The 22,440-nt window shown below is 35.2% G+C and carries 19 protein-coding genes; all 19 read right to left on the bottom strand.

Annotated elements, in window-relative coordinates; all coding sequences use genetic code 11:
* Positions 1-551: 551 nt before the first annotated feature.
* Positions 552-1,868, bottom strand: coding sequence for an ABC transporter permease (locus VQL36_RS09370; RefSeq protein ID WP_349249056.1), 1,317 nt, complete (start codon positions 1,866-1,868; stop codon positions 552-554).
* Positions 1,852-2,553: an ABC transporter ATP-binding protein gene (locus VQL36_RS09365; protein ID WP_349249055.1), complete on the bottom strand. Its 702-nt coding sequence runs from the start codon at positions 2,551-2,553 to the stop codon at positions 1,852-1,854. The genes VQL36_RS09370 and VQL36_RS09365 overlap by 17 nt, the downstream gene beginning before the upstream one ends.
* A gap of 36 nt (positions 2,554-2,589) precedes the next feature.
* The gene (locus tag VQL36_RS09360) at positions 2,590-3,696 is read right to left on the bottom strand and encodes an ABC transporter permease subunit (protein WP_349249054.1); all 1,107 of its coding nucleotides are present in this window, start codon (positions 3,694-3,696) and stop codon (positions 2,590-2,592) included.
* Complete coding sequence (locus VQL36_RS09355; RefSeq protein WP_349249053.1) at positions 3,689-4,570, bottom strand: ABC transporter ATP-binding protein; 882 nt, start codon at positions 4,568-4,570, stop codon at positions 3,689-3,691. The genes VQL36_RS09360 and VQL36_RS09355 overlap by 8 nt, the downstream gene beginning before the upstream one ends.
* Positions 4,557-4,955: a GntR family transcriptional regulator gene (locus VQL36_RS09350; protein ID WP_349249052.1), complete on the bottom strand. Its 399-nt coding sequence runs from the start codon at positions 4,953-4,955 to the stop codon at positions 4,557-4,559. Before VQL36_RS09350 ends, VQL36_RS09355 begins: the two co-directional genes overlap by 14 nt.
* A gap of 234 nt (positions 4,956-5,189) precedes the next feature.
* On the bottom strand, positions 5,190-5,843 hold the full coding sequence (locus VQL36_RS09345) for an MOSC domain-containing protein (RefSeq protein ID WP_349249051.1): 654 nt from the start codon (positions 5,841-5,843) through the stop codon (positions 5,190-5,192).
* Between the two features lie 220 nt (positions 5,844-6,063).
* Positions 6,064-7,626 carry a glycosyl hydrolase family 18 protein gene (locus tag VQL36_RS09340; RefSeq protein ID WP_349249050.1) on the bottom strand — a complete coding sequence of 521 codons (1,563 nt, stop codon included), beginning with the start codon at positions 7,624-7,626 and terminating at the stop codon, positions 6,064-6,066.
* 221 nt (positions 7,627-7,847) lie between these two features.
* Complete coding sequence (locus VQL36_RS09335) at positions 7,848-9,830, bottom strand: glycosyl hydrolase family 18 protein (RefSeq protein WP_349249049.1); 1,983 nt, start codon at positions 9,828-9,830, stop codon at positions 7,848-7,850.
* A gap of 552 nt (positions 9,831-10,382) precedes the next feature.
* Positions 10,383-10,697 (bottom strand): hypothetical protein, encoded by a 315-nt coding sequence (locus VQL36_RS09330; protein ID WP_349249048.1) that lies wholly within the window; start codon positions 10,695-10,697, stop codon positions 10,383-10,385.
* Between the two features lie 33 nt (positions 10,698-10,730).
* The gene (locus VQL36_RS09325; protein WP_349249047.1) at positions 10,731-13,547 is read right to left on the bottom strand and encodes a peptidase G2 autoproteolytic cleavage domain-containing protein; all 2,817 of its coding nucleotides are present in this window, start codon (positions 13,545-13,547) and stop codon (positions 10,731-10,733) included.
* Between the two features lie 204 nt (positions 13,548-13,751).
* Positions 13,752-16,562 carry a peptidase G2 autoproteolytic cleavage domain-containing protein gene (locus VQL36_RS09320; RefSeq protein ID WP_349249046.1) on the bottom strand — a complete coding sequence of 937 codons (2,811 nt, stop codon included), beginning with the start codon at positions 16,560-16,562 and terminating at the stop codon, positions 13,752-13,754.
* 311 nt (positions 16,563-16,873) lie between these two features.
* Positions 16,874-17,764, bottom strand: a complete 891-nt coding sequence (locus VQL36_RS09315; protein WP_349249045.1) for a PhzF family phenazine biosynthesis protein — start codon at positions 17,762-17,764, stop codon at positions 16,874-16,876.
* Between the two features lie 28 nt (positions 17,765-17,792).
* Complete coding sequence (locus VQL36_RS09310) at positions 17,793-18,539, bottom strand: SDR family oxidoreductase (protein WP_349249044.1); 747 nt, start codon at positions 18,537-18,539, stop codon at positions 17,793-17,795.
* 34 nt (positions 18,540-18,573) lie between these two features.
* Complete coding sequence (locus VQL36_RS09305; protein ID WP_349249043.1) at positions 18,574-19,341, bottom strand: nucleotidyltransferase domain-containing protein; 768 nt, start codon at positions 19,339-19,341, stop codon at positions 18,574-18,576.
* A gap of 27 nt (positions 19,342-19,368) precedes the next feature.
* Complete coding sequence (locus VQL36_RS09300) at positions 19,369-19,947, bottom strand: GNAT family N-acetyltransferase (RefSeq protein WP_349249042.1); 579 nt, start codon at positions 19,945-19,947, stop codon at positions 19,369-19,371.
* A gap of 58 nt (positions 19,948-20,005) precedes the next feature.
* Positions 20,006-20,182: a hypothetical protein gene (locus VQL36_RS09295; RefSeq protein ID WP_349249041.1), complete on the bottom strand. Its 177-nt coding sequence runs from the start codon at positions 20,180-20,182 to the stop codon at positions 20,006-20,008.
* Positions 20,164-20,700, bottom strand: coding sequence for a class I SAM-dependent methyltransferase (locus VQL36_RS09290; protein ID WP_349249040.1), 537 nt, complete (start codon positions 20,698-20,700; stop codon positions 20,164-20,166). Before VQL36_RS09290 ends, VQL36_RS09295 begins: the two co-directional genes overlap by 19 nt.
* Positions 20,701-20,874: 174 nt before the next feature.
* A complete protein-coding gene (locus tag VQL36_RS09285; RefSeq protein ID WP_349249039.1) occupies positions 20,875-21,048 on the bottom strand; it encodes a hypothetical protein in 174 nt (57 codons plus the stop codon).
* Positions 21,045-22,349 carry a hypothetical protein gene (locus tag VQL36_RS09280; RefSeq protein ID WP_349249038.1) on the bottom strand — a complete coding sequence of 435 codons (1,305 nt, stop codon included), beginning with the start codon at positions 22,347-22,349 and terminating at the stop codon, positions 21,045-21,047. The genes VQL36_RS09285 and VQL36_RS09280 overlap by 4 nt, the downstream gene beginning before the upstream one ends.
* Between the last annotated feature and the right edge of the window lie 91 nt (positions 22,350-22,440).

Here is a 22,440-nt window from a genome sequence, read left to right as displayed (position 1 = left end):
CCATAATAATTAAATATACATTTATTAATTTTATAATAACAGTACGTCGAAATTATGGCAACAATTAAGTTTTATATATGTAAAAATAGTCTTTATACTATATCATCGCCATATATCTTGATATATAACAGATTATAATGTGTAGTATAACAGTTGCAATAAAAGTTGTCATCTCTAAAACAAACCTTACAATGAAAGCATTTACATTGTGATATAGATACAATTTTTAATTATGATTAACTTAAAATTTAATCTTTAAGTTAGATAAAGTTCACAATTAAGTCTATACATTAAATAGATGTAAACTCTCTTCCAAACAAATTAAATAATTATTTAATCATTAAAAAAAATATTTTTCTAATTCAACTTTGTAAAACCTTACCATTAAATAAAATGTGATAAATGTCACATTTATTGAATATATGAATAAATATACAGTTTCAGATTAATAATTGTATAAATATTAAAAGCACCCCTGAGGGTGCTTTTAATATTTATATATTTATATTCTTCGTTAGTGGCTCTAACTATCTCAATTGTTATAAGGAAAGTTATAAATCCCTCCGCATCGCTTTTAATACATCAACTGATGTCGCCTTTTTAGCAGGTCTCCATCCAGAAAAAACGGCAACTAGAATACTAATTGAAGCTGAAATCACAACTAAGGATATTGGAATGTATGAAAACATTAACCCTTCTGGTGAGGTTTCTTCAGACATCGCTTCAATAAGAAATGGTAATCCAAAATTAACTACCTTACTTAAAATAAAGGCACTAACAGTACCTAGCAATGCACCTAAAATCCCTATATAACTACTTTCAATCAAAAAGATTTGTCTTATTGTAGAAGGATGGGCTCCAATAGCTTTCATAATTCCAATGTCTGATGATCGCTCAGTGACTGCCATGGTCATGGTATTAAAAATTCCTATGGAAGCAATAATCAAAGCAATCGTACCTACCAAAATCAAACCCATTTTCATGATTAAAAAGATTGAGTTTACTTCTTCTATATGATTCAAAACTGAAGAGTTAATATATCCTTTTTCTCTAATTTCTTCAGTGACTGCTTTCACTTGTTCAATGTTGTGAGTAATGATAGCTACATTTACGTACTGTTTTTCACCATCTAATTGTATTTCTGTTAAATAACCCTCTCCAAATTCTTCATAATTTACATCAGGAAATATAACTACGCCTCTTTTTGTCTGTGTAAATTCCTCAATTTGCTCAAATAAAGCATCAGAGATGGTGACTCTAGTATCCATTGCCAACTCGTTAGCTGGTTTTCCTTTAATACCTACTATCTTTAACTCAAATGTTTTGATTTTTTCATTCCCATTCTTATCAAACTTTTTTATTGGCAAATACAACGTTTGCCCTACTATTTCCCCTTCAAAGCTCTCTTTAAAATGATAACCTACAATGACTTCATTATCAGCTAAAGGTAATCTACCTTCACTTAATTCCAACCCCGCTTCAACCTCTGCTGGAAAATAAGAAACAGTAATTTGTGATTGGATTTGATACTCGTTTAAACTTACAACCGATTGTTGTGAGTAATCTAAAAACTGCATTCTTGTTACAGCTTTTACATTTTCTATTGATTCTAAATATTTAATATCCTCATCCGTCAGGTCCGTAATATATTCGTTTTCTGACGTTTCTATTCCCTGTACTCTTATCTCATTTAACATCCTACCTTCTGTAAGATCTGCAATAATACTTTTTTGCAAACCAAACCCTACAGATGCTAACATAATTAAAAATGTACAGCCAATTGAGGTAGCCAAAACAGTCATAAAAACACGCATTCGATTCTTCTTCATATTTTGTCTCACAAAACGAATCTTATCTATGAACTTCATGAGATTTTTCCTCCTGTAGTTTTCCATCTTTGATGAGAAACGTGCGATGTCCAATAGCTGCAACCTGATCGTCATGTGTAATAATTAAAAATGTAATGTTTAAATCACTGTTAAGCTTTTGAATGAAATTTAATAATTCCTGTTCATTTTCGCTATCTAAACTACCTGTCGGTTCGTCTGCTAAAATAATAGGTGGTTTTACGATTAATGCTCTTGCAATACTGACACGTTGTTGCTGCCCACCTGATAATTCATTAGGATAATAGTCTGCATAATCTGATAAGCCGACCATCTCTAACATATCCAGTGTTTGCTGTTTCCTTGCAACTTCACTAGCCCCTTTTAAAACCAAAGGGAGTTCAATATTTTGATAAGCAGTCATACTTGGAATTAGTTGAAAATTTTGAAAAATAAACCCTAAATTTCGAATCCGAAAATCAGCCCAATCTCCTTCACTCAATTTCGTTACGTTTTGACCTTTAATGAAGATTTCACCATCGGTAGGTCGAATATATCCGCATAATAAATTTAATAAAGTAGATTTTCCTGAGCCACTTTTACCAACAATGGTTACGATTTCTCGTTGTTTAATATTAAAATTCACATTTTCTAAAACCGGCACCATTGTTTTTCTTTTCTTTTTTCCTATTTTAAATTGATGATTGATTTGTTTCATCTGAATCATGAAAATCCCCTCCACTCTTTTGACATATGAGTTTTTTTATCTGCTGCTGATTTTCAAATTCATATTGTATAATTTCTTAGTAAAATAATAAGATAGAGTCCCCGACCCAATTAATCCAAATAGATAAAACAGACTATTTAAATTTTTTAAGTGAAATGGTACAAATGCTGTTCCAATTAATCCACCTAATAACGCAAAACAAATAACGATGCCAAACATAAAGAACTTATTTAATTGTGAAAACAATAAAAATTTTCCATTACACTCTACTTTGTTTCTTTCATACAACAATGCACTTAATGGCAATAGAATTAATGTGTACAAAACAGGAATAAACAAAAAGTAAAAACTAAATTGATAGTCATAATCGTATGATTGAAGCGAATAAAAACCATCTTCAATAAAATAATTAAGATGTACTTTTTTAAAAAATAAATTTTTAGAACTATAAGAGCTTATATCTAAATAATTACCTAAAAACCACAAATCAAATTTGTTATGGAAGTTGTATAACTCCTTATTTAATACCGTTTGAGAAAAAATTTCCAATAAGAAATAAATACCTAAAGGAAATATGAAAAAAATAAAAGTTAACGCAGCTTGATATATGAACCCCCCTGTAATCGTGCCAAAAAATAAGGCAAAAACATAAAGTGCCATAAAAGCAGTAAAAGGATAAATAAAATATATAATCGACCATTCAAAATTTAACATGTTTTGATATTCAGAAAAATAAATAATAACTTGAGTGAATATAAAATTTAATATAAACGCTGAAGAAATAAATGCAGTTCCTATCATCCACTTTGATAAAAATATTTGTTTACGTGAAAAAGGAAGTGAAAATGTAAAATCATTTGTTTTATTTCCTCTTTCAGACCCGATTAAAAGGCTTGCTAATATAAAAATTAAGATTAATAACACAATATAGATGGAAATGAAATTAAGAACACTATTATAAAAGTAGTCTGTAGAGATTTTGAAATTTGGATTGATTGAAAGCTCGTTTTTTTGATATTCTGCTAGATTTTGCAATCGCGTAATTACTTGAACGGGCATCCCTAAAAATAATACAACCCACATAGACCATAAGATGAACTTTGCTTGTTTATAATTTTTATACCACAATGCTTTATTAAACATGTTCCTCACCTCCTAGCTTAGCTACAAAAATATCTTCTAACGTGATTGGGATTTCTTCGAAGAGCAACGGTTGTTCTTTTTTTATCATTTGAGAAATTTCATCATTTTTTTCTGAGAGTAACAAAGTATATACACGTCCTATTTGATTAATCTGCTTTACCTCATCTAAAACTTCAATTGACTCAGGTAAATTTTCTTTAAAAACAACCTGAATTTTTTTATATTTGCCTTTCATATCCATTAGTTCGTTATGGGACTCGATCCTTCCCTCTTTCATTATCATGATTGTATCTGTAATTTGTTCTAACTCATCTAATCGATGGGATGAAATCAAAATCGATGTATTCCCTTCAGACACTTCTTCTAAGATATATCGTATAATTTGCTTTTTTATAATGACATCTAAACCATCTGTTGGCTCGTCAAGAATGATCAGTTTTGCCTTTGTTGAAAAAGCAAGCACAAGAGAAAATAAAGCCTTCATCCCTTTAGAGTACTTCCCTATCTTCTTCCCCTGATTTAATGAGAATTTTTGTAATAAACTATAAAAATAATTTCGATCAAAATTGGGATATATCAATTCATAAAGTTTCACAATTTCAGGAATTGAATAATTTTTCAAAGCTTCAGGAGAATCAGGAACAAACACCATATGTTGTTTCACGTTTGGATTTGTATATACACTTTGACCTTCAAAACATGTATCTCCATTATTAGGAGTTAATATCCCTACAATTGTTCTTAATAATGTTGTTTTTCCAACACCATTTCTACCTATTAAACCTATGATTTTTCCAGGTTCAATTTCAAAGGATATATTGTCTAGAATGTTTTTATCTTGAATTGTTTTACTTAATTTATTAACTCTTAACATCTGTTTCTCCCCCTAACTCCTTATCCAATTCATCAAGCCATTCTGTTATTTGATCTTTTGATATCCCATAATACTTTGCTTCAATTAAAACTTGTTTTATCGTATTTTTTAACTCTTCCATTTTTTTAGAATCTAAATTAGAAACAGGTTGATTGGAAATGAAAGTTCCTTTCCCTCGAAGTGTGATTATCACCTCTTGCCGTTCCAATTCCTGATAAGCCTTACTTACTGTATTAGGATTGACTAACAGAATAGAAGATAATTCTCTAACAGAAGGCAGTTTCTCATTCACTTGAAGAATACCTTTCACTTTAAGTTCTTTAATCTGTTTAATAATCTGTTCATAAATGGGAGTTGAACTTTTTTGATCGATATGTACTAACATATGATCTCCTCTCTCATCTGTATTAAGTGTACTATATCATATAGTACACTTAATACAATACTGAATTTCATTAATGAAGTCAACAATTTATGATAAATAATAGTTTCAAAAATTAAAATTTTATCGAATTTATATATTCAAACATAAAAAAGAAAGACTCTCATGAGAGAACCTTCCACATATCTAGTTATTCGGTTTTTTAGTTATGAAGAAAAATTTATGTGTGTTTACCCTTCAACCATTATTGCTTTTTATAATTTCATTTAATCTTTTTTGAAACTGTTCACGTAAGGAGGTTTTTAATTCTACCACCTCTATAGCTCTTTTCAATAAATCTACATTTTTTTGATCTGTATAGTGCAGTTTATTTACATCTGATATAGAAAGTTGTTTGGGATGTCGTTTGATTAGATTTAAAGTCTGCCCTGGTTTTATATAACCTTCATTTAACACCCGAAAATAAAAACCTGTATAACCGCTGTCACTAACCATTTTTGCAAATTGGTCATTATTAAATTTTTTTGCTAAAACTCTACAAGGTTGCCTAGGCAAGCTAACTTGTAGTTTGGTTTCCCCAAGTTCAAAAATATCACCAATACATACATCGTCCTCAGAGATATCCTTTACAGTAAGATTTTCACCAAAAGAGGGAATATCTACTTTATGATTCAATTCCTGCTCCCAATGTTCGTAGTGATCATAAGAATATACACACAAGACCTGATCTTCTCCACCATGGTGTTTCAAATCAGCTTGTTCATCTCCAATAATAATTGTTGAAGATACATAAACCTTTTCTGTTATTGGGAATTTATTGATTGCGGAATTCAAACCTTCTTCAATTTGTTTGCACTTCCCAATATTAATTGACTTCACCTCATAATTCATGAGCTCTCACCACTTCCTTATGTATTAAAAGACCAGATAATAAATATATCTTAACAAGGAAGGGAATGCTATACAATGCATAAATACCTCATAATACGTAATTAATGATCAATGAAAGTGTTTGAAGAGCTCATTTTTTTATTTGGTCATTTTAAAAAAAATATGCAAGAAGGTTCATTTAGACCTTCTTGCATATCTTTGCCTAACAAAAGATAAATTATTATTGCAATCCTTTTTCAATAGCTGTCCATAAACCATCATTTGTCAAACCAATTTCCCAAACGGATACTCCTGCTAAACCATATTGATCAATCAATTGGACTTTATCAATAATACTTTCGCTGTCTTCATAATAAGCAATATGTTCCTGTCCATTAGCATCTGTATATGTTAAATAAGGTGAATTCGCAGCTTCGTCTCTATACATTTGAGTACTTTCATTATTATTCATGATATTGGAAAGTTCACTCCACAATATCGTTTTATTTTTTGAAGCATCATTTAAATTCCAATCATAACCATAGGAAGGAATTCCTAATAATATTTTATCAGACTCTATTTCAGATACTGCATATTTCACTGCGTCTTCTACCCAATTTAATCCTGAAACAGGACCTGCAGGACCCCAAGGACCATTTTGATCATAAGACATTAATTGTATATAATCTACAATTTCTCCTAATGCAGCGTAATCAAACGCTCCACTCCAAGCTGCATTTGGATTATCAGATGATTTTGCCGAAACTGAAACGATAACTTGATATCCCTTAGGTTGTAATTGATCAGCTAGTTTTTGCACAAACTGAGTATAAGCTTCTCTATCCTTGGGGTACATATTCTCAATGTCCAAATTAACTCCATCATAATGATATTCTTTCAATAGTTTTTCAATATTATTAATGGTTTTCTCACTTAATTTTGGATCGTTTAATATAAGACTTGCTAAATCTGGATCAAAACCATGTCCATTGTTTATTGCTGCATATGTTGAGATGTTATTTCCATTTGCAAAGTCCACACCTTCACTTGCAAATAAACCATCGATTTCCCCAGATTCAGTTAGTGAAAATGTAGTGGTAGCAATTGAATTTATAGAATCTTCATATAACATTAATGAATTATAAGATGACATGTCTTGCTCACTATATTTGGTGTAAAAAGCAAGTATTTTTTTATCTTCTACTGTAGATAATAAACCTTGTTCTTTTGCTATACCGTATACAGAATAGGCTGATTCTACTAAAAATTTACGATTGGCAGAAATAGTATAATCCACATGACTTTCTATGAACTTCCAATCTAATGCAGCTGCAACGTAATTTACTGCCCAAGTACTCACATTACCTTCAACAGATCGATTTTTTGCAATTTTTTCATTAGTTAATTCCTCATATCCGACGGTTAACATTTTAGCAAACTGCTCATAAGTAACAGTTTCTTTAGGTGCAAACTCACCATTACCCATTCCATTAATAATTCCAAATTCAGCTGCAGCTTCTATATATTTGTAAGACCATCTACTCTTTGGAACATCAGAAAAAGTAGGACTGTTGGTAACATTTGATAAATCTAAATCGAATAAAAGTGCGATAATTTTTGCTGCTTGTTCTCGATTCATTTTATCTTCTAAATGGGGTAACCCATCATCATAACCACTAAATATTCTTTCATCTTTCAATTCATTAAACTTTTGTTCTGTAGTTTTTGCTTCAACCGTACTGAATGTAATCATCAATGAAAATACCATGGCTGATGCAAGTAACGTAGATAAGATCTTCTTCATGGTAAAATCTCCTCCATATATATTTATTTTAATGCTAAAAGATGAATGTCATATGAAATACATATTACTCTATTAAAATCTAAAATCTCGCAAATACAGTTAATATAATAACAACTATTTATTTATGTATCTACCAGCAAATGTTTCCACGAATAGTGTGTAACTTAGTTACAAAAAAATAGCCTTTCGGCTATTTTTTAGTTAAATTTTTATTCTATCATTTAATTATTTTCTAAACCTTTTTCAATGGCTTTCCAAAAGTTTTCGTTACCATAGTCAATTTCCCATACGGAAACTCCAGCAAAATTATAATCATTAACTAAACCTACTTTTTCACTAATACTTATATCATCATCGTACCAAACGACATGTTGATTCCCTGCATTATCTGTATATTCATAATATGGTGTTCTTGAATTTGAATCTCTGTTTACAGTAATGCCCCCTTCAGAAAATCTTCTAGTTACTTCCTTTTGACTTATTGCTATATTATTAGAAGTGCCAGATAAATCCCAATCAATCGCATAGCCAGGGATTCCAATTATTATTTTTTCTGATGGGATCTGTGAGTCTGCATAATTAAAAACATTTTGCAGCCAATCATAACCTGAAACTGGACCAGGTTCGCCCCAGGTTCCATGTTGATCATAGGACATTAGTTGTACATAATCTACAATTTCACCAAGTGCAGCGTAATCAAAAGCTCCACTCCAAGCCGCATCTAGATCGTCATATGTTTTTGCTGTAACTGAGACGATAACTTCGTATCCCTGAGGTTGTAATCTTTTTGCAAGTTCATCTACAAATTGAGTATAAATTGCTCTATCGTAATAATACATATTTTCAAAATCTAGGTTAACACCTGAAAAGTTATAATTTTTTACCAAAGCTTCTATATTATTTACCGCTCTTGTTCTCTTATTACTATCATTCAATACTTCACTAGCTAATTGAGAACTAAATCCACTTGAATCATGATTTCCAATCGTTGCATACGTATTAATTTTATTATCCTTAGCAAAATCTAAAGCATCTGTAGGATAATTTCCTTCTATTTCTCCTAAATTGCTAATACCAAATGTTGCAATAGATATAGCATTCATATAATTGTGATACGTTTTCAATGCTTTCAGTGACGACTTGTCTTGAGAACCATATTGAGTATAATAAGCTAAAACCATTGATTCTGATTCATCACCTGTATTTGATTCTGATCCATCACCTGTATTTGATTCTGATCCATCACCTGTATTTGATTCTGATCCATCACCTGTATTTGATTCTGATCCATCACCTGTATTTGATTCTGATCCATCATCTGTATTTGATTCTGATCCATCACCTGTATTTGATTCTGATCCATCATCTGTATTTGATTCTGATCCATCATCTGTATTTGATTCTGATCCATCACCTGTATTTGATTCTGATCCATCACCTGTATTTGATTCTGATCCATCATCTGTATTTGATTCTGATCCATCATCTGTATTTGATTCTGATCCATCATCTGTATTTGATTCTGATCCATCATTGTTGTTCGTTTCTGTTCTATCGCTAGTAGTAGAACCACTATAATTTCCTTCAGATGAGGAAACTACTGGTTCTACTATAACGTTATCCGATAATTTTCTTTCTATTATATAAGTTGCCTCTACTAAAAATGCACGATTAGCATAACTTCTATAATTTTCAGTTTCTTCGATCAATCCCCAATTTAATGCAGATGAGATGTACTTTTTAGCCCAATCACTCACATTGTTATCATCTGATAGTTTTTCTTCAGGAATTTCTTCATTTGTCACATGACTATATCCAATAACTATCATTTTTGCAAACTGCTCGTATGAGACATGATCAGTTGGAGCAAATTCATTGTTTCCCATACCATTAACTATTCCGTTATTTACAGCAGTTTCAATGTATTGATGTGACCACCGATCTATAGGAACATCAGAAAAAGTCTGTTCACTTGAAGGCTCAGAAATGTTTAAATTAAAAATAAGGGTAATAATTTTTGCTGCTTGTTCACGAGTCATTTGATCCTCTAAATGAGGTAATCCATCATCATACCCACTAAATATGCTTTTTTCCTTTAATGAATCAAACTTTTCTTCAATACTTAATGCACTGACTATACTTAATGAAGTAAATAACAAAAATACCATGGCTGATGTAAGTATTAACAATAAGATTTTCTTCATGGTTTCCCCTCTACTAATATATTCTTTTAATATTCATTTACATAGATACCTACGAATAAAAATACATATAGATTATTTCTGCTGAAGCTATATCATTTTTCATTGATATAAAAGCATTTCATATAATATATGTATTGCTAAAATCCTAATGATCATATCACCTATTTTTTTAATAGACTACCAGTAAATTATACCAATTCTTGCATAATTAAGAAAAACCGTCCGGAAAACCATCGGTCGGTTCTTTAATGTGCAAACCCAAACATGTGCGCGTTGTTCAGGAAATAGGTACTCACTTCCACCACTGTTGAATCCAGAAATGTCTGAATGAATTTTACAAGGCACATTTCTGGTTTACCCTGTTAACACCTGTCACATCCTGTAACAAACACTGGATCAGCACATCGTGTGCTGAAAATTAAGCCGTTTCACTTTCCAGTGGGAACCTATTCATCACTTTGATATCCCTATACATCAATACAAAAAGGAGCGCTATATTAGCGCCCTTCCTATTACAGTTTAAACATAAAATTTTATTTTCAAACTAGACTACTAAATCCTATCTTGTAATCTTTTTAATGATTGTTCACTTCTATCTTCCACCCTTTGAATGAGCTCATCAATTCGCTTACGTCTCTTTTCTATACGTTCCTTACTCACATTCGTATCTTTCATTCTTTCTTCATATTTATCCATAGAACCTTTTAATTCTTCAATGATTTCATTTTTTCTGTCCTTTTGCCTAGCTATGACTTCTGATAACTCTTCTCTTAACAGCTCTCTTCTATCTCCCATTGTTTTATGATCTCTAGTTTTATCCTCAGCTCTTTCTAATAACTCTTCCCTTAATTTTTCTCTACTATCCATTACGCACCTCTCCTTTTGTATTCGTTTAAAAATTCATAGACTTCCTATAATAATTAAAATTTGGTCTTCATCTGTTCGTTTTAACACTCTGTAGCCATTATCGGCTCTTGTAGCAATGCCATTTGCGTTTGGTTTGCAATATCCATTCACTTCACTTGTTCCATCATCTCTCACTAATAATTGTCCGACTAACCCAACGGCAACCCATTCTGGTCTTTCTGATCTTGGGATATACTGTTTATCAGGATCGTATTCTGGATTTAGCTTTGGTCTCTTTTCGATCCGCTCAGGTGAGATGGGTTTACCGTTCTCATCTTTTCCCGATGGAATGGTGACCTCTTCATATAACACCTGACCCCACTTATCCGTCATATATCGCTTATTCCATTCATAATCGGAACTACCCGCCAAAAAGCCGGGAACAGCACTTGTTATACCTAAGATATATTTATCCTCATCTGTAGCTCTTCTTATTTTATCCCCTTCAGTTGTGACAAAGTATCCGTTATCAATAGGTTCGCCATCCAACGTTTCAAACAACTCAGCGAAATCACATCCTCTACCAGATGTGATTTTCCCTGCAAAACAGGCATCTCCCGTATTTCCATTAATCAAAGCCATTAAGGTATCATTCACTAAATGCCAGGAGTTATCTTCAACCGCTTGACCTGATCGTCCCATAATATGCGCATTCATTTTATTATTTGTATCTGTACCGTTTCCTTCCGCATGAGAGCATTCGCCTGAAGCAATCGTATTACAACCTTCAGCATGGGACGCAAAACCTTCCGCTCTAGTTCCATCTCCTTCAGCGTGAGAACAATCTTCTAAAGCTACCGTATTACAGCCTTCAGCATGAGAAGATAATCCTATGGCTTCAGTGTCTAACCCTTCGGCATGGGACGCATCTCCCTGGGCTGTCGTTCCATCTCCTTCCGAATGGGAATTATTTCCGTTGGCTTCAGTGTCGAATCCTTCGGCATGGGATTGATCTCCTTGGGCTGTCGTACGATTTCCTTCGGCATGGGATTGATCTCCCTGAGCTATGTTTCCCTCTCCTTCCGCATGAGAGAATCTTCCAATCGATTCTGTGGACAAAAACCCTTCTGCATGAGAGAAATCCCCCGATGCTTCTGTTAGTCTTCCCTCAGAGTGAGAAGCTTCTCCCGATGCTTCTGTATCTTCTCCTTCCGCATGTGAAGAATCAGCAGACGACAAGCTACGTCTTCCTTCGGCATGGGATGCCACTCCTAAAGAAGTTGTAGAATCTCCTTCGGCGTGAGAACCCGGACCAGAGGCTAAAGTATTCTCCCCTTCAGCATGAGCGGATGCGCCTGTAGCTCTTGTGAGCCTTCCTTCACTATGGGAAGCTTCTCCATTAGCCATTGTTTCAACCCCTTCAGCATGAGCGAATGCGCCTGGAGCTCTTGTGAGTCTTCCTTCACTATGGGACGCATCTCCTTCAGCTGTCGTTCCATCTCCTTCTGCATGAGAGAATGCGCCTGTAGCTCTTGTGAGTCTTCCTTCACTATGGGAAGCTTCTCTCTGGGCTATCGTTCCACTTCCTTCGGAGTGAGAGTTCATACCAATTGCATTTGTATCTCTACCCTCTGCGTGAGAACAATCTTCTAAAGCTACCGTATTACAGCCTTCAGCATGAGAAGCTAATCCTGTGGCTTCAGTGTTTAACCCTTCGGCATGAGAACCTTCTCCTTCAGCTGTCGTTCCATCTCCTTCCGCATGGGAATTATCTCCGTTAGCTTCAGTAAAAGATCCTTCTGCATGAGAGGCGGATCCTTGGGCTGTCGTTTCATTTCCTTCCGCATGGGAATTATCTCCGTTGGCTTCAGTAAAAAAACCTTCTGCATGAGAGGCGGATCCTTGGGCTATCGTACGAATTCCTTCCGCATGGGAGCTTTCCCCATTAGCTTGAGATGTAACTCCTTCAGCATGAGAGGCGACTCCATCGGCTCCTATGGCGCCTATCGCTCCTGTTCCCTCCGCATGAGAAAAAAAACCCAAAGCTCTGGTTCTAAATCCTTCAGCATGAGACTGATCACCAAAAGCAGCTGTATCTGTTCCCTCACAATGAGCCCCGATACCAAATACCATACATCCTTCACCCTCAGCATGAGAATTATCTCCTTGGGCAAGTGTGTCTCTTCCTTCCGAATGTGCATTATCTCCTGTCGATTTCGTGTTTCTGCCTTCTGAGTGCGCATTTTCTCCATCTGCCTGTGTAATATATCCTTCCGAATGGCTGTTTAATCCTCTGGCAAGAGAACCTAAACCCTCAGCGGTTGAATTATCCCCTTGTGCTACAGTATCTCGATTTTGAGCATGGGCATAATCTCCACTTGAGGTGGTATTTCTTCCTTCCGAGTGAGAAGCTTCCCCTTCTGCATTCGTTTTTGTTCCCTCTGCGTGAGAGAATTCTCCAGCCGCCGTTGTACAATCTCCTTCGGCGTGAGATTGAAGCCCCTTCGCTTTTGAGCTTGCTCCTTCTGCATGGGAGGCTGTTCCAATCGCCTGTGTTCCTTCTCCTTCCGCATGGGAATGCTCACCTTGCGCTTCAGTATCTTTTCCTTCGGCATGGGAAGTATCTCCGCTAGCTGTGGTATTTCTGCCTTCTGTATGAGATGCATCACCACTCGCCATTGTGCTTCTCCCTTCGGAGTGTGAAGCGTCTCCGCTTGACATTGTATCTCTTCCCTCGGAATGAGAATTCTCCCCACTTGATCGTGTACTTCTACCTTCAGCACAAGAGTTGTCACCGCTTGCTATCGTGTTTCTACCTAACGCTGTGGCGCAATCTCCCGTTGCTTCCCGGTTACAATTTTTTCCATTCATTTATTCACATCCTTATGGTTTTTTAATATAGAGTAGGAATAAATTTAAATCCATAACCTACTAGAAAACATAAAATCCTATGCTTTCTTTTCTTTTACGTTGAAAAAGGAATTCTTAATTTCTTTTTTAAGCAAATTGATCTTTGACAACTTCATATTCTTTTATTTTTCAGTTGACATATTACCGCAGGTCTTTTGTATTCGTTTAAAATTGCATAGGATTTGCTACAATAATTAAAATTTGGTCTTCATCTGTTCGTTTTAACACTCTGTAGCCATTATCGGCTCTTGTAGCAATGCCATTTGCGTTTGGTTTGCAATATCCATTCACTTCACTTGTTCCATCATCTCTCACTAATAATTGTCCGACTAACCCAACGGCAACCCATTCTGGTCTTTCTGATCTTGAGATATACTGTTTATCAGGATCGTATTCTGGATTTAGCTTTGGTCTCTTTTCGATCCGCTCAGGTGAAATGAGTTTATCGTTCGCATCTTTTTCCGATGGAATGGTGACCTCTTCATATAACACCTGACCCCACTTATCCGTCATATATCGCTTATTCCATTCATAACCGGAACTACCCGCCAAAAATCCGGGAACAGCACTTGTTACACCTAAGATATATTTATCCCCATCTGTAGCTCTTCTTATTTTATCCCCTTCAGTTGTGACAAAGTATCCGTTATCAATAGGTTCGCCATCCAACGTTTCAAACAACTCAGCGAAATCACATCCTCTACCAGATGTGATTTTCCCTGCAAAACAGGCATCTCCCGTATTTCCATTAATCAAAGCCATTAAGGTATCATTCACTAAATGCCAGGAGTTATCTTCAACCGCTTGACCTGATCGTCCCATAATATGCGCATTCATTTTATTATTTGTATCTGTACCGTTTCCTTCCGCATGAGAGCATTCGCCTGAAGCAATCGTATTACAACCTTCAGCATGGGACGCAAAACCTTCCGCTCTAGTTTCATCTCCTTCAGCGTGAGAACATTCTTCTAAAGCTACCGTATTACAGCCTTCGGCATGGGCGGCTCTTCCTTCAGTTAGCGTTAATTCTCCTTCGGTATGAGAAAAATCCCCAAAAGCTAAAGTAATAAAACCTTCCGCATGGGAACTATCTCCGCTGGCTTCACTAAAAAAACCTTCTGCATGAGAGGCGGATCCTTGGGCTGCCGTACGATTTCCTTCCGCATGGGACGCTATTCCTCTGGATATTGTTTCCTCTCCTTCCGCATGAGAGGATCTTCCAATCGATTCTGTGAGTCGTCCTTCCGCATGAGAGAAATCCCCCGATGCTACTGTTCGGCTTCCCTCAGAGTGAGAAGCTTCTCCCGATGCTTCTGTATCTTCTCCTTCCGCATGGGAAAAATCAGCAGACGACAAGCTACGTCTTCCTTCGGCATGGGATGCTACTCCTAAAGAAGTTGTAAGTTCTCCTTCGGCGTGAGAACTCGGACCAGAGGCTAGAGAATTCTCCCCTTCAGCATGAGCGGATGAGTCTATAGTTCTTGTGAGTCTTCCTTCACTATGGGAAGCTTCTCCATTAGCCATTGTTTCAACCCCTTCGGCATGAGAGGCGAATCCTATGGCTTCAGTGTCTGATCCTTCTGCATGGGACGCATCTCCTTCAGCTGTCGTTCCATCTCCTTCCGCATGGGAAGCATTTCCGTTGGATTCAGTAAGAAATCCTTCTGCATGGGACGCATCTCCTTCAGCTGTCGTTCCATCTCCTTCCGCATGGGAAGCATTTCCGTTGGCTTCAGTAAGAAATCCTTCTGAATGAGATCCAGATCCTCGTGCTGTCGTTTCATTCCCTTCGGCATGAGAGGCGGATCCTTGGGCTGTTGTAAGAGATCCTTCTGAATGAGAATCTGGTCCAGAAGCTATAGTTGAACGACCTTCGGCATGAGAACTTATCCCCTCGGCCTGTGTTCTGTTTCCTTCCGCATGGGAATGAATATTAAGAGCATTCGTTACGAATCCTTCCGCATGAGAATTTGTTCCAACAGCTAAAGTTGCACTACCTTCGGCATGAGAAGATATACCTTCGGCTGTCGTAAAATTCCCTTCCGCATGGGCTCTATCCCCAATAGCTTCTGTATTTGTTCCCTCTGCATGAGCAGAGTTACCTGATGCTGAAGTTGCCGATCCTTCCGCATGAGAAAAATCTCCAGAAGCTATAGAACGCTCACCTTCGGCATGAGACTGTACACCAGAAGCTTCTGTATTTGTTCCCTCTGCATGAGCACCGATCCCTGTTGCTGAAGTTCCCTCTCCTTCGGCGTGGGAATTATCTCCTTGAGCAAGTGTGTTTATTCCTTCCGCATGAGAATTATTTCCTGTCGCTTTTGTATTTCTACCTTCCGCATGAGCGTTTTCCCCATCAGCCTGTGTGATATACCCTTCCGAGTGGCTATTTAATCCTCTAGCAAGAGTACCTGATCCCTCCGCAGTTGAATTATCCCCTTGTGCTACGGTATCTCTGTTTTGAGCATGCGCAAAATCTCCACTAGCTGTGGTATTTCTGCCTTCCGAATGGGAAGCTTCACCTACAGCATTCGTTTTAGTTCCCTCTGCGTGTGAGTAGCTTCCAGCTGCCGTTGTACAATCTCCTTGAGCGTGAGATTGAAGCCCCTTCGCTTTTGAGCTTGCTCCTTCCGCATGGGAGGCTGTTCCAGTCGCCTGTGTTCCTTCTCCTTCCGCATGGGAATGTTCACCTTGCGCTACAGTATCTTTTCCTTCGGCATGGGAAGTATCTCCACTAGCTGTGGTATTTCTGCCTTCTGTATGAGATGCATCACCACTCGCCATTGTGCTTCTCCCTTCGGAGTGTGAAGCGTTTCCGCTTGACATTGTATCTCTTCCCTCGGAATGAGAATTCTCCCCACTTGATCGTGTACTTCTACCTTCAGAAAGGGAGCTGTCACCACTTGCTATCGTGTTTCTACCCAACGCTGTGGCGCAATTTCCCGTTACTTCTCGATTACATTCTTTACTATCCATTTATTCACATCCTTATATTTTGTTAGAAAATCATGGTTAACTGACCCTACCACATAATATGAAGTCATTAGCCTAAACGAGTGGGCATCTGTCTATGAAAATTAATTTTTATTCAATGTTGAGTATTTCCCAATAAGAAAAACCGTCCGGAAAACTATCGGACGGTCATTTAAGTGCAAATCCAAACTTGTGCACGTTGTTCAGGAAATAGGTACCCACTTCCACCACTGTTGAAACCAGAAATGTCTGAATGAATTTTACATTGTTAATATAACATGGCGATGATTCACTTGAAGTAAAGTACTCCATTTTTATATTGAAACTTTAAAATCTCTTACATAAACAGCAGTACCATAAATCCCAACTTCATAACCCACAGAAGTTTGCATTACTTGGACTGATACTCTACCATCCCTATCCATTTCTTGACCTTGTTCAACTAAAATTGATAATGAGTTCATATCTCGTTCATTATTAATATATTTTGCAAAATACGCACCCATTACCCCAGATGCTGTACCTGTCACTGCATCCTCAGTTGTTCCTGAGTATGATGAGGAAAAATGCCTACCATGCATATCTGCTAATTCGTCGTATGTTTCTAAACAAAAAGGATGTACAGATGACTTTGGCATCTCTTTTAAAACTTTTGGAAACAATTGATTATTAGGTTTCATTTTATGAAAAGATTCCAGTTTTTTAATAGGTATCAATAGAGTCCAAACCCCTGTATTGCCATATACAATAGGATATTGCAAGTCTATTTCATGTTTGGTTAACCCTATAGATTCGGCTAACTTGTTTATTGGAGATTTAAAAGGTAAAAACTGAGCTGGTTTTTGTTGCATGAATATACTTAATTGTTTTCCTTCTTCATAAATACGAATAGGTAAATGACCTACATTCGTTTCAATTGTAATGGAATCTTGAGTTATTTGTTTATTGGTTCGAAGTGCATAAATGCTTGCTATCGTTGCGTGACCACATAAATCTATTTCATGTCCAGGAGTAAAATATCTTATACGTACATCTGAGTTATCAGACTTAAGAATAAATGCTGTTTCATTAAATCCAACTAATTTTGCAATTCTTTGCATTTGATGTTCATTTAAATGGTCTGCATTTAATACGATACCAGCAGGATTTCCTTTGTTTGCAATTTCACTAAAAGCATCTATATGTAAAACCTTAATTTCATTCATGGTGTCTATCCCCTTGTTCGTTTTTCATTTACCTCATATAACAACCGTTATTAATATCAAATACAGAACCAGTAAAATTACGAGCAGAATCCGATAAAAGAAAAGCAACCGTATTGGCTACATCTTCAGGTTGTAATCTCTCATTTAATAGTTCCTTTTCTCTGTATTCATTCATCCGCCATTCCGGAATATCCTCTAACATACTTGTTTCTACTAATCCAGGCGTTACGGCATTGACACGAATATTAGGGGAAAAATTAAGTGCACAACTTTTAGTTAACCCAATAAGTGCAGCTTTCGTTAATCCATACACCGCATCCGTACTACCTTCTTGCCCAGATACAGATGAGATATTCACTATAGAACCTTTGTCTTTACGCTGTAACAATAATTCCCCAAAAAGTTGTGAAAAGTACGTAGAACCCTTTATATTTACGTTAATGACCTTATCCACTAGCTCTGGAGTATAATCTAGTAAATCTCTACCCAAATAAATTCCAGCATTGTTTACTAAACCATCAATTTTAGAGAATTTCATATTAATGATTGAAAAAAATTGTTTTACATCTTTATGATCCGAAACATCTACAGGAAAAACAAAAAGTGGATTATCGTAAAATCTATACTTCAACTTTTCAAGTTTTTTTAATTGTTTATTATTAAGGTCACAAGCAATTACGGTTGCGCCTTGCTCTAAACATTTAATTGTGATTGCTTCCCCTATTCCCCCAGCAGCTCCTGTTACGATCATCGTTTTGTTTGCTAATTCGTTCATGCTCATCACCTTATGTATGTAATATATTCTAATTTTACCAAACTTCTTGTAAAGTCTCTAAAAATATTTTATCTAATATATCATCGTTATTCCATACAACTTTAGGAACATTTTGAGTATATTGTTCATAATATTGTATTGTTTCTTCTATAAACAGGTGAATTTCATTGATTCTAGGTTCCCTATCTAGTTCCTCACCTGCTTTTTTTCGATTTAACAAGTTGAAAATCTGTTCTTGAAGTTGTCCCTTAGGAACAAGAGATGACACTAATAATTCAAAATCCAATGGAGGAGGAGTTTGTTTTAACTCCATCCATTTACAAGCTAATAATGGTCTTAGAACATAAAAGTACTTTTTTATTTTTACTTCGTTTTCTTGTAAAAAGTCTCTAAAGTTGCCTTTTGCCATATTTAAATAATGATGTAAACATGATTTTGGGGAAAATGATACAGGACTTAGATTTCTAATTTTTTGAGCTGTTGCAAAGGGTTCTGAATACACTATATCCGATTGTAACCATTCCAATAATGGAGGGTTTGATTTCTTAAATAATTTTAATGCTTTTTGTAAGTCCCATCCATTTATATCTAACAAATCATCAATGGGTAATTCAATGACATCTCTTTTTTCTTTAATGGACAAATACCAATCTCTAGTATGGATATAAATAAACCTTACATCGTAATCACTGTCCTGTGAAGGAAATCCCCAAGCTCTGCTTCCTGATTCACAAGCATATAAAATTTTTACTTGATGTTCTTTTTCGATGTTAACAAGTTCCTGTTTAATTTTATTTCTCACAGTGACCTACTCCTTTAGAGCTTTCTCCTATAGCTTTTCATATTCCTTTTTTAAAAGCGAGTACATCTTTACATCTTCATAATTCTCTTTAATATATATTTGTTCTCTTAAAATCCCTTCATAAGTCATCCCTATCTTCTGCATGACCCTTTCAGAGCCTACATTTTCAACATTACATCTCGCTTCAACTCTGTTGACCTTCATTTTTTTAAAAGCAAAATTAATCAAGGCTTGCGAAGCTTCTGTAATTAGTCCTTGGTTCCAGTAAGCTCTTGATAGAGAATATCCTATCTCCGTTCGTCGATGATTAGGGTTCCAATAAACAAATCCACAACCTCCAATTAATTTTTGGTTTTGTTTATGTTCAATTCCCCACGTACTCATTTCTTTGTTTTCATATTTCTGCAATGTCATTTGTATAAATTGTTTTGAATCTTCAATCGTTTTATGAGTATCCCAAGAAGTATATTTTGTCATCTCAGGGTCAGAAGCATATTCAAACATATCCATTGCATCTTCAAGCCTCATTTTTCTTAATAGCATTCTATCAGTCTCTATAGAGGGTATGTTTGTAAAAACATCTTCTATTTTTAATATATCATTCATTTTGTCCACCCCATCATCATTTATTACTTAATTGCAATAAAGGGATCCAGAAGTATATTTATTTGGATCCTATGTACATGCCTCTTCCGCTAATTCCCTTTGAATCATGTTGCACTTGAAGTCCTGCACTTTTAAAAGCTTCTTTCATATCTTGAATCGAAAACAACCCCATTTCATGTCTTTCAGTAACATGTTCTATACCTTCACTGCTTCCTATCAAATAATGAAAATCCATAATAGACAAGTTCCCATCTTTTCTGTATGAGTCATCCTATTTATTTTTATTCCTTCTTTTTCTGTTGTTAAAATATTAACTCTACCAGGGGTCCAAACTTCTGGAGTAAACCAAGGTTCTATTATTAGTAAACCATCATCCTTAAGATGCTTTTTCAATTGTTCTATTGTATGTTTAAGTTTATCAATGGTTTGTACATAACCAATTGAACTAAATAAACACATTACGATATCATAAGTTTGTTTTAAATCAAATTGGGTCATGTCTCTTGTATAGTAGTTTCCTTGTGGATTTTTAGTTTTTGCAATTTCAATAAATTCTTCATTTAAGTCTATTCCATCGATTTTGTAGCTTTTTTTTAAAAATGATGCGTGTTCACCTGTTCCGCAAGCCACATCTAAAATTGTTTTTGTGTGAGGTTGGATTTCATCAATATATTTTTTAATTTTTTCAGCTTCATCTCTATAGTTTTTAAAGCTATAAATAAGATCATAAAACTCACTAGTTTGATAGAACATTTCCACTCCTCCTATATTATTAAAAATTACTCTTGGCATAATGTAATAAGAGATTTTACTCTGTTTAGTAAATGTTGTCAACAAAAATTTAATGAGGTAATTTCTTATTATATCTTTCAAAAATTTTGTATTCCGGGTAGTACCAGCGAAGCTGTCACCAGGTGCAAAGTAAAATCATTTTAGTGGAAACTTATTAATGACTTCATTATATTGCTCTTGTGCTTCGCTGATTGAAAGTTTAGAGTATATCTCTAATGGTTTTCTGCTTTCTTCTTGGAAGTTTTTTGTTTCCCAAACAACATTATAATAACGTTTTAATTCTTCCTCAGTTGGAACATTTAAAATCATTTATCTTTTACAAGTCGAGTACCCGTAAAGATTATAGGACCACTTAAATTAACCAGTAATGTATCTGTATCACAAACAACTGTGTAGGTTACATCTTTTTCTAATGTCGTAATCACATCCACAAACTGTTGCGAAAATATTTGTCCTTGACCATCTCTTGTCGGAAAATCTATTTCTGTAGATGCATTATAAATAGGATTGGGATCATTATTTTTTAATATTCTGTGATTCACCGTAACAACAGAACTAGTAGTAGTATTATTATCTACGTGGAATATGCTATTTAACCAGATACGATCCCCTGGTTTTAAACAGTCAAAAGTAATTGTTGCGACTTCAGTAGGAATCAGATCGTCCGTGGAAATTGGTGTTTTAAATGTATTTGAATTTACAGGAGGGCGAGGGTTAAACTCGAATTGTGTCCGATCTTCTACAAGTCGAGTACCCGTTAAAATAATAGGACCACTTAAATTTACCATTGGCATATCTGTATCACAAACGACTGTGTACGTCACATCTTTTTCTAGCGTGGTAATGACATCCACAAACTGTTGCGGAAATATTTGTCCTTGATTATCTTCACCCCCATCTTCAATGTTTGTACTCGCAGTATAAATAGGATTATTATTTTTTAAGATTCTGTGATTCACCGTAACAGTTAAACCAGTATCATTATTTACGTGAAATATGCTGTTTAACCAGACGCAATCCCCTGGCTTTAAACAATTAAAAGTAATTTCTGCAACTTTAGTAGGTATATTAGGAGTCATGGAAATTGGTCCTTCATCTGTATTCGAGTTTATGGGAGGACGACTAAATTGGAATTCTAATACATTTTTTAACAATCCATTGGAAATACGTTTAAAACTCTTCTTTCCTTCGACAAAACGAGTGCCTGTAAAGGTGATCGGTCCTTGTAAAAAAGCATCTTGCTGATCTGCAAAACAAACTACCGTGTAGGTTACATCTTTTTCTAATGTCGTAATCACATCCACAGTTTGTTGAGAAAATATTTGTCCTAAATCATCTTGAAAATCGTCAACCTCTGTAGCTGCACTATAAATCTCATCATTTTTTTTTAATATGCTGTGATTAACCCTAACAACACCACTACCACTTTTATCTACATGGAATATGCTGTTCAACCAGACGCAATCCCCTGGCTTTAAACAGTCAAAAGTAATTTCTGCAACTTTAGTAGGTATATTAGGAGTCATGGAAATTACTTTTCCTGTATTACGGCTATTTTCTGGGATATCAACCTCAAATTGTTTCACCTCTACTTTATTATGAAAAGACATATAATAAACCTCCTTTCAAACTTCTTAAATAAGAAAAACATGAAATTATACTTGTATAATCAACTTTTCATTTATTCTCGTTCATTCTATC

The sequence above is a fragment of the Chengkuizengella sp. SCS-71B genome, from assembly GCF_040100845.1.
Classification (GTDB): Bacteria; Bacillota; Bacilli; order Paenibacillales; family KCTC-33759; genus Chengkuizengella.
This window is presented reverse-complemented; position numbering and strand designations above follow the sequence as displayed.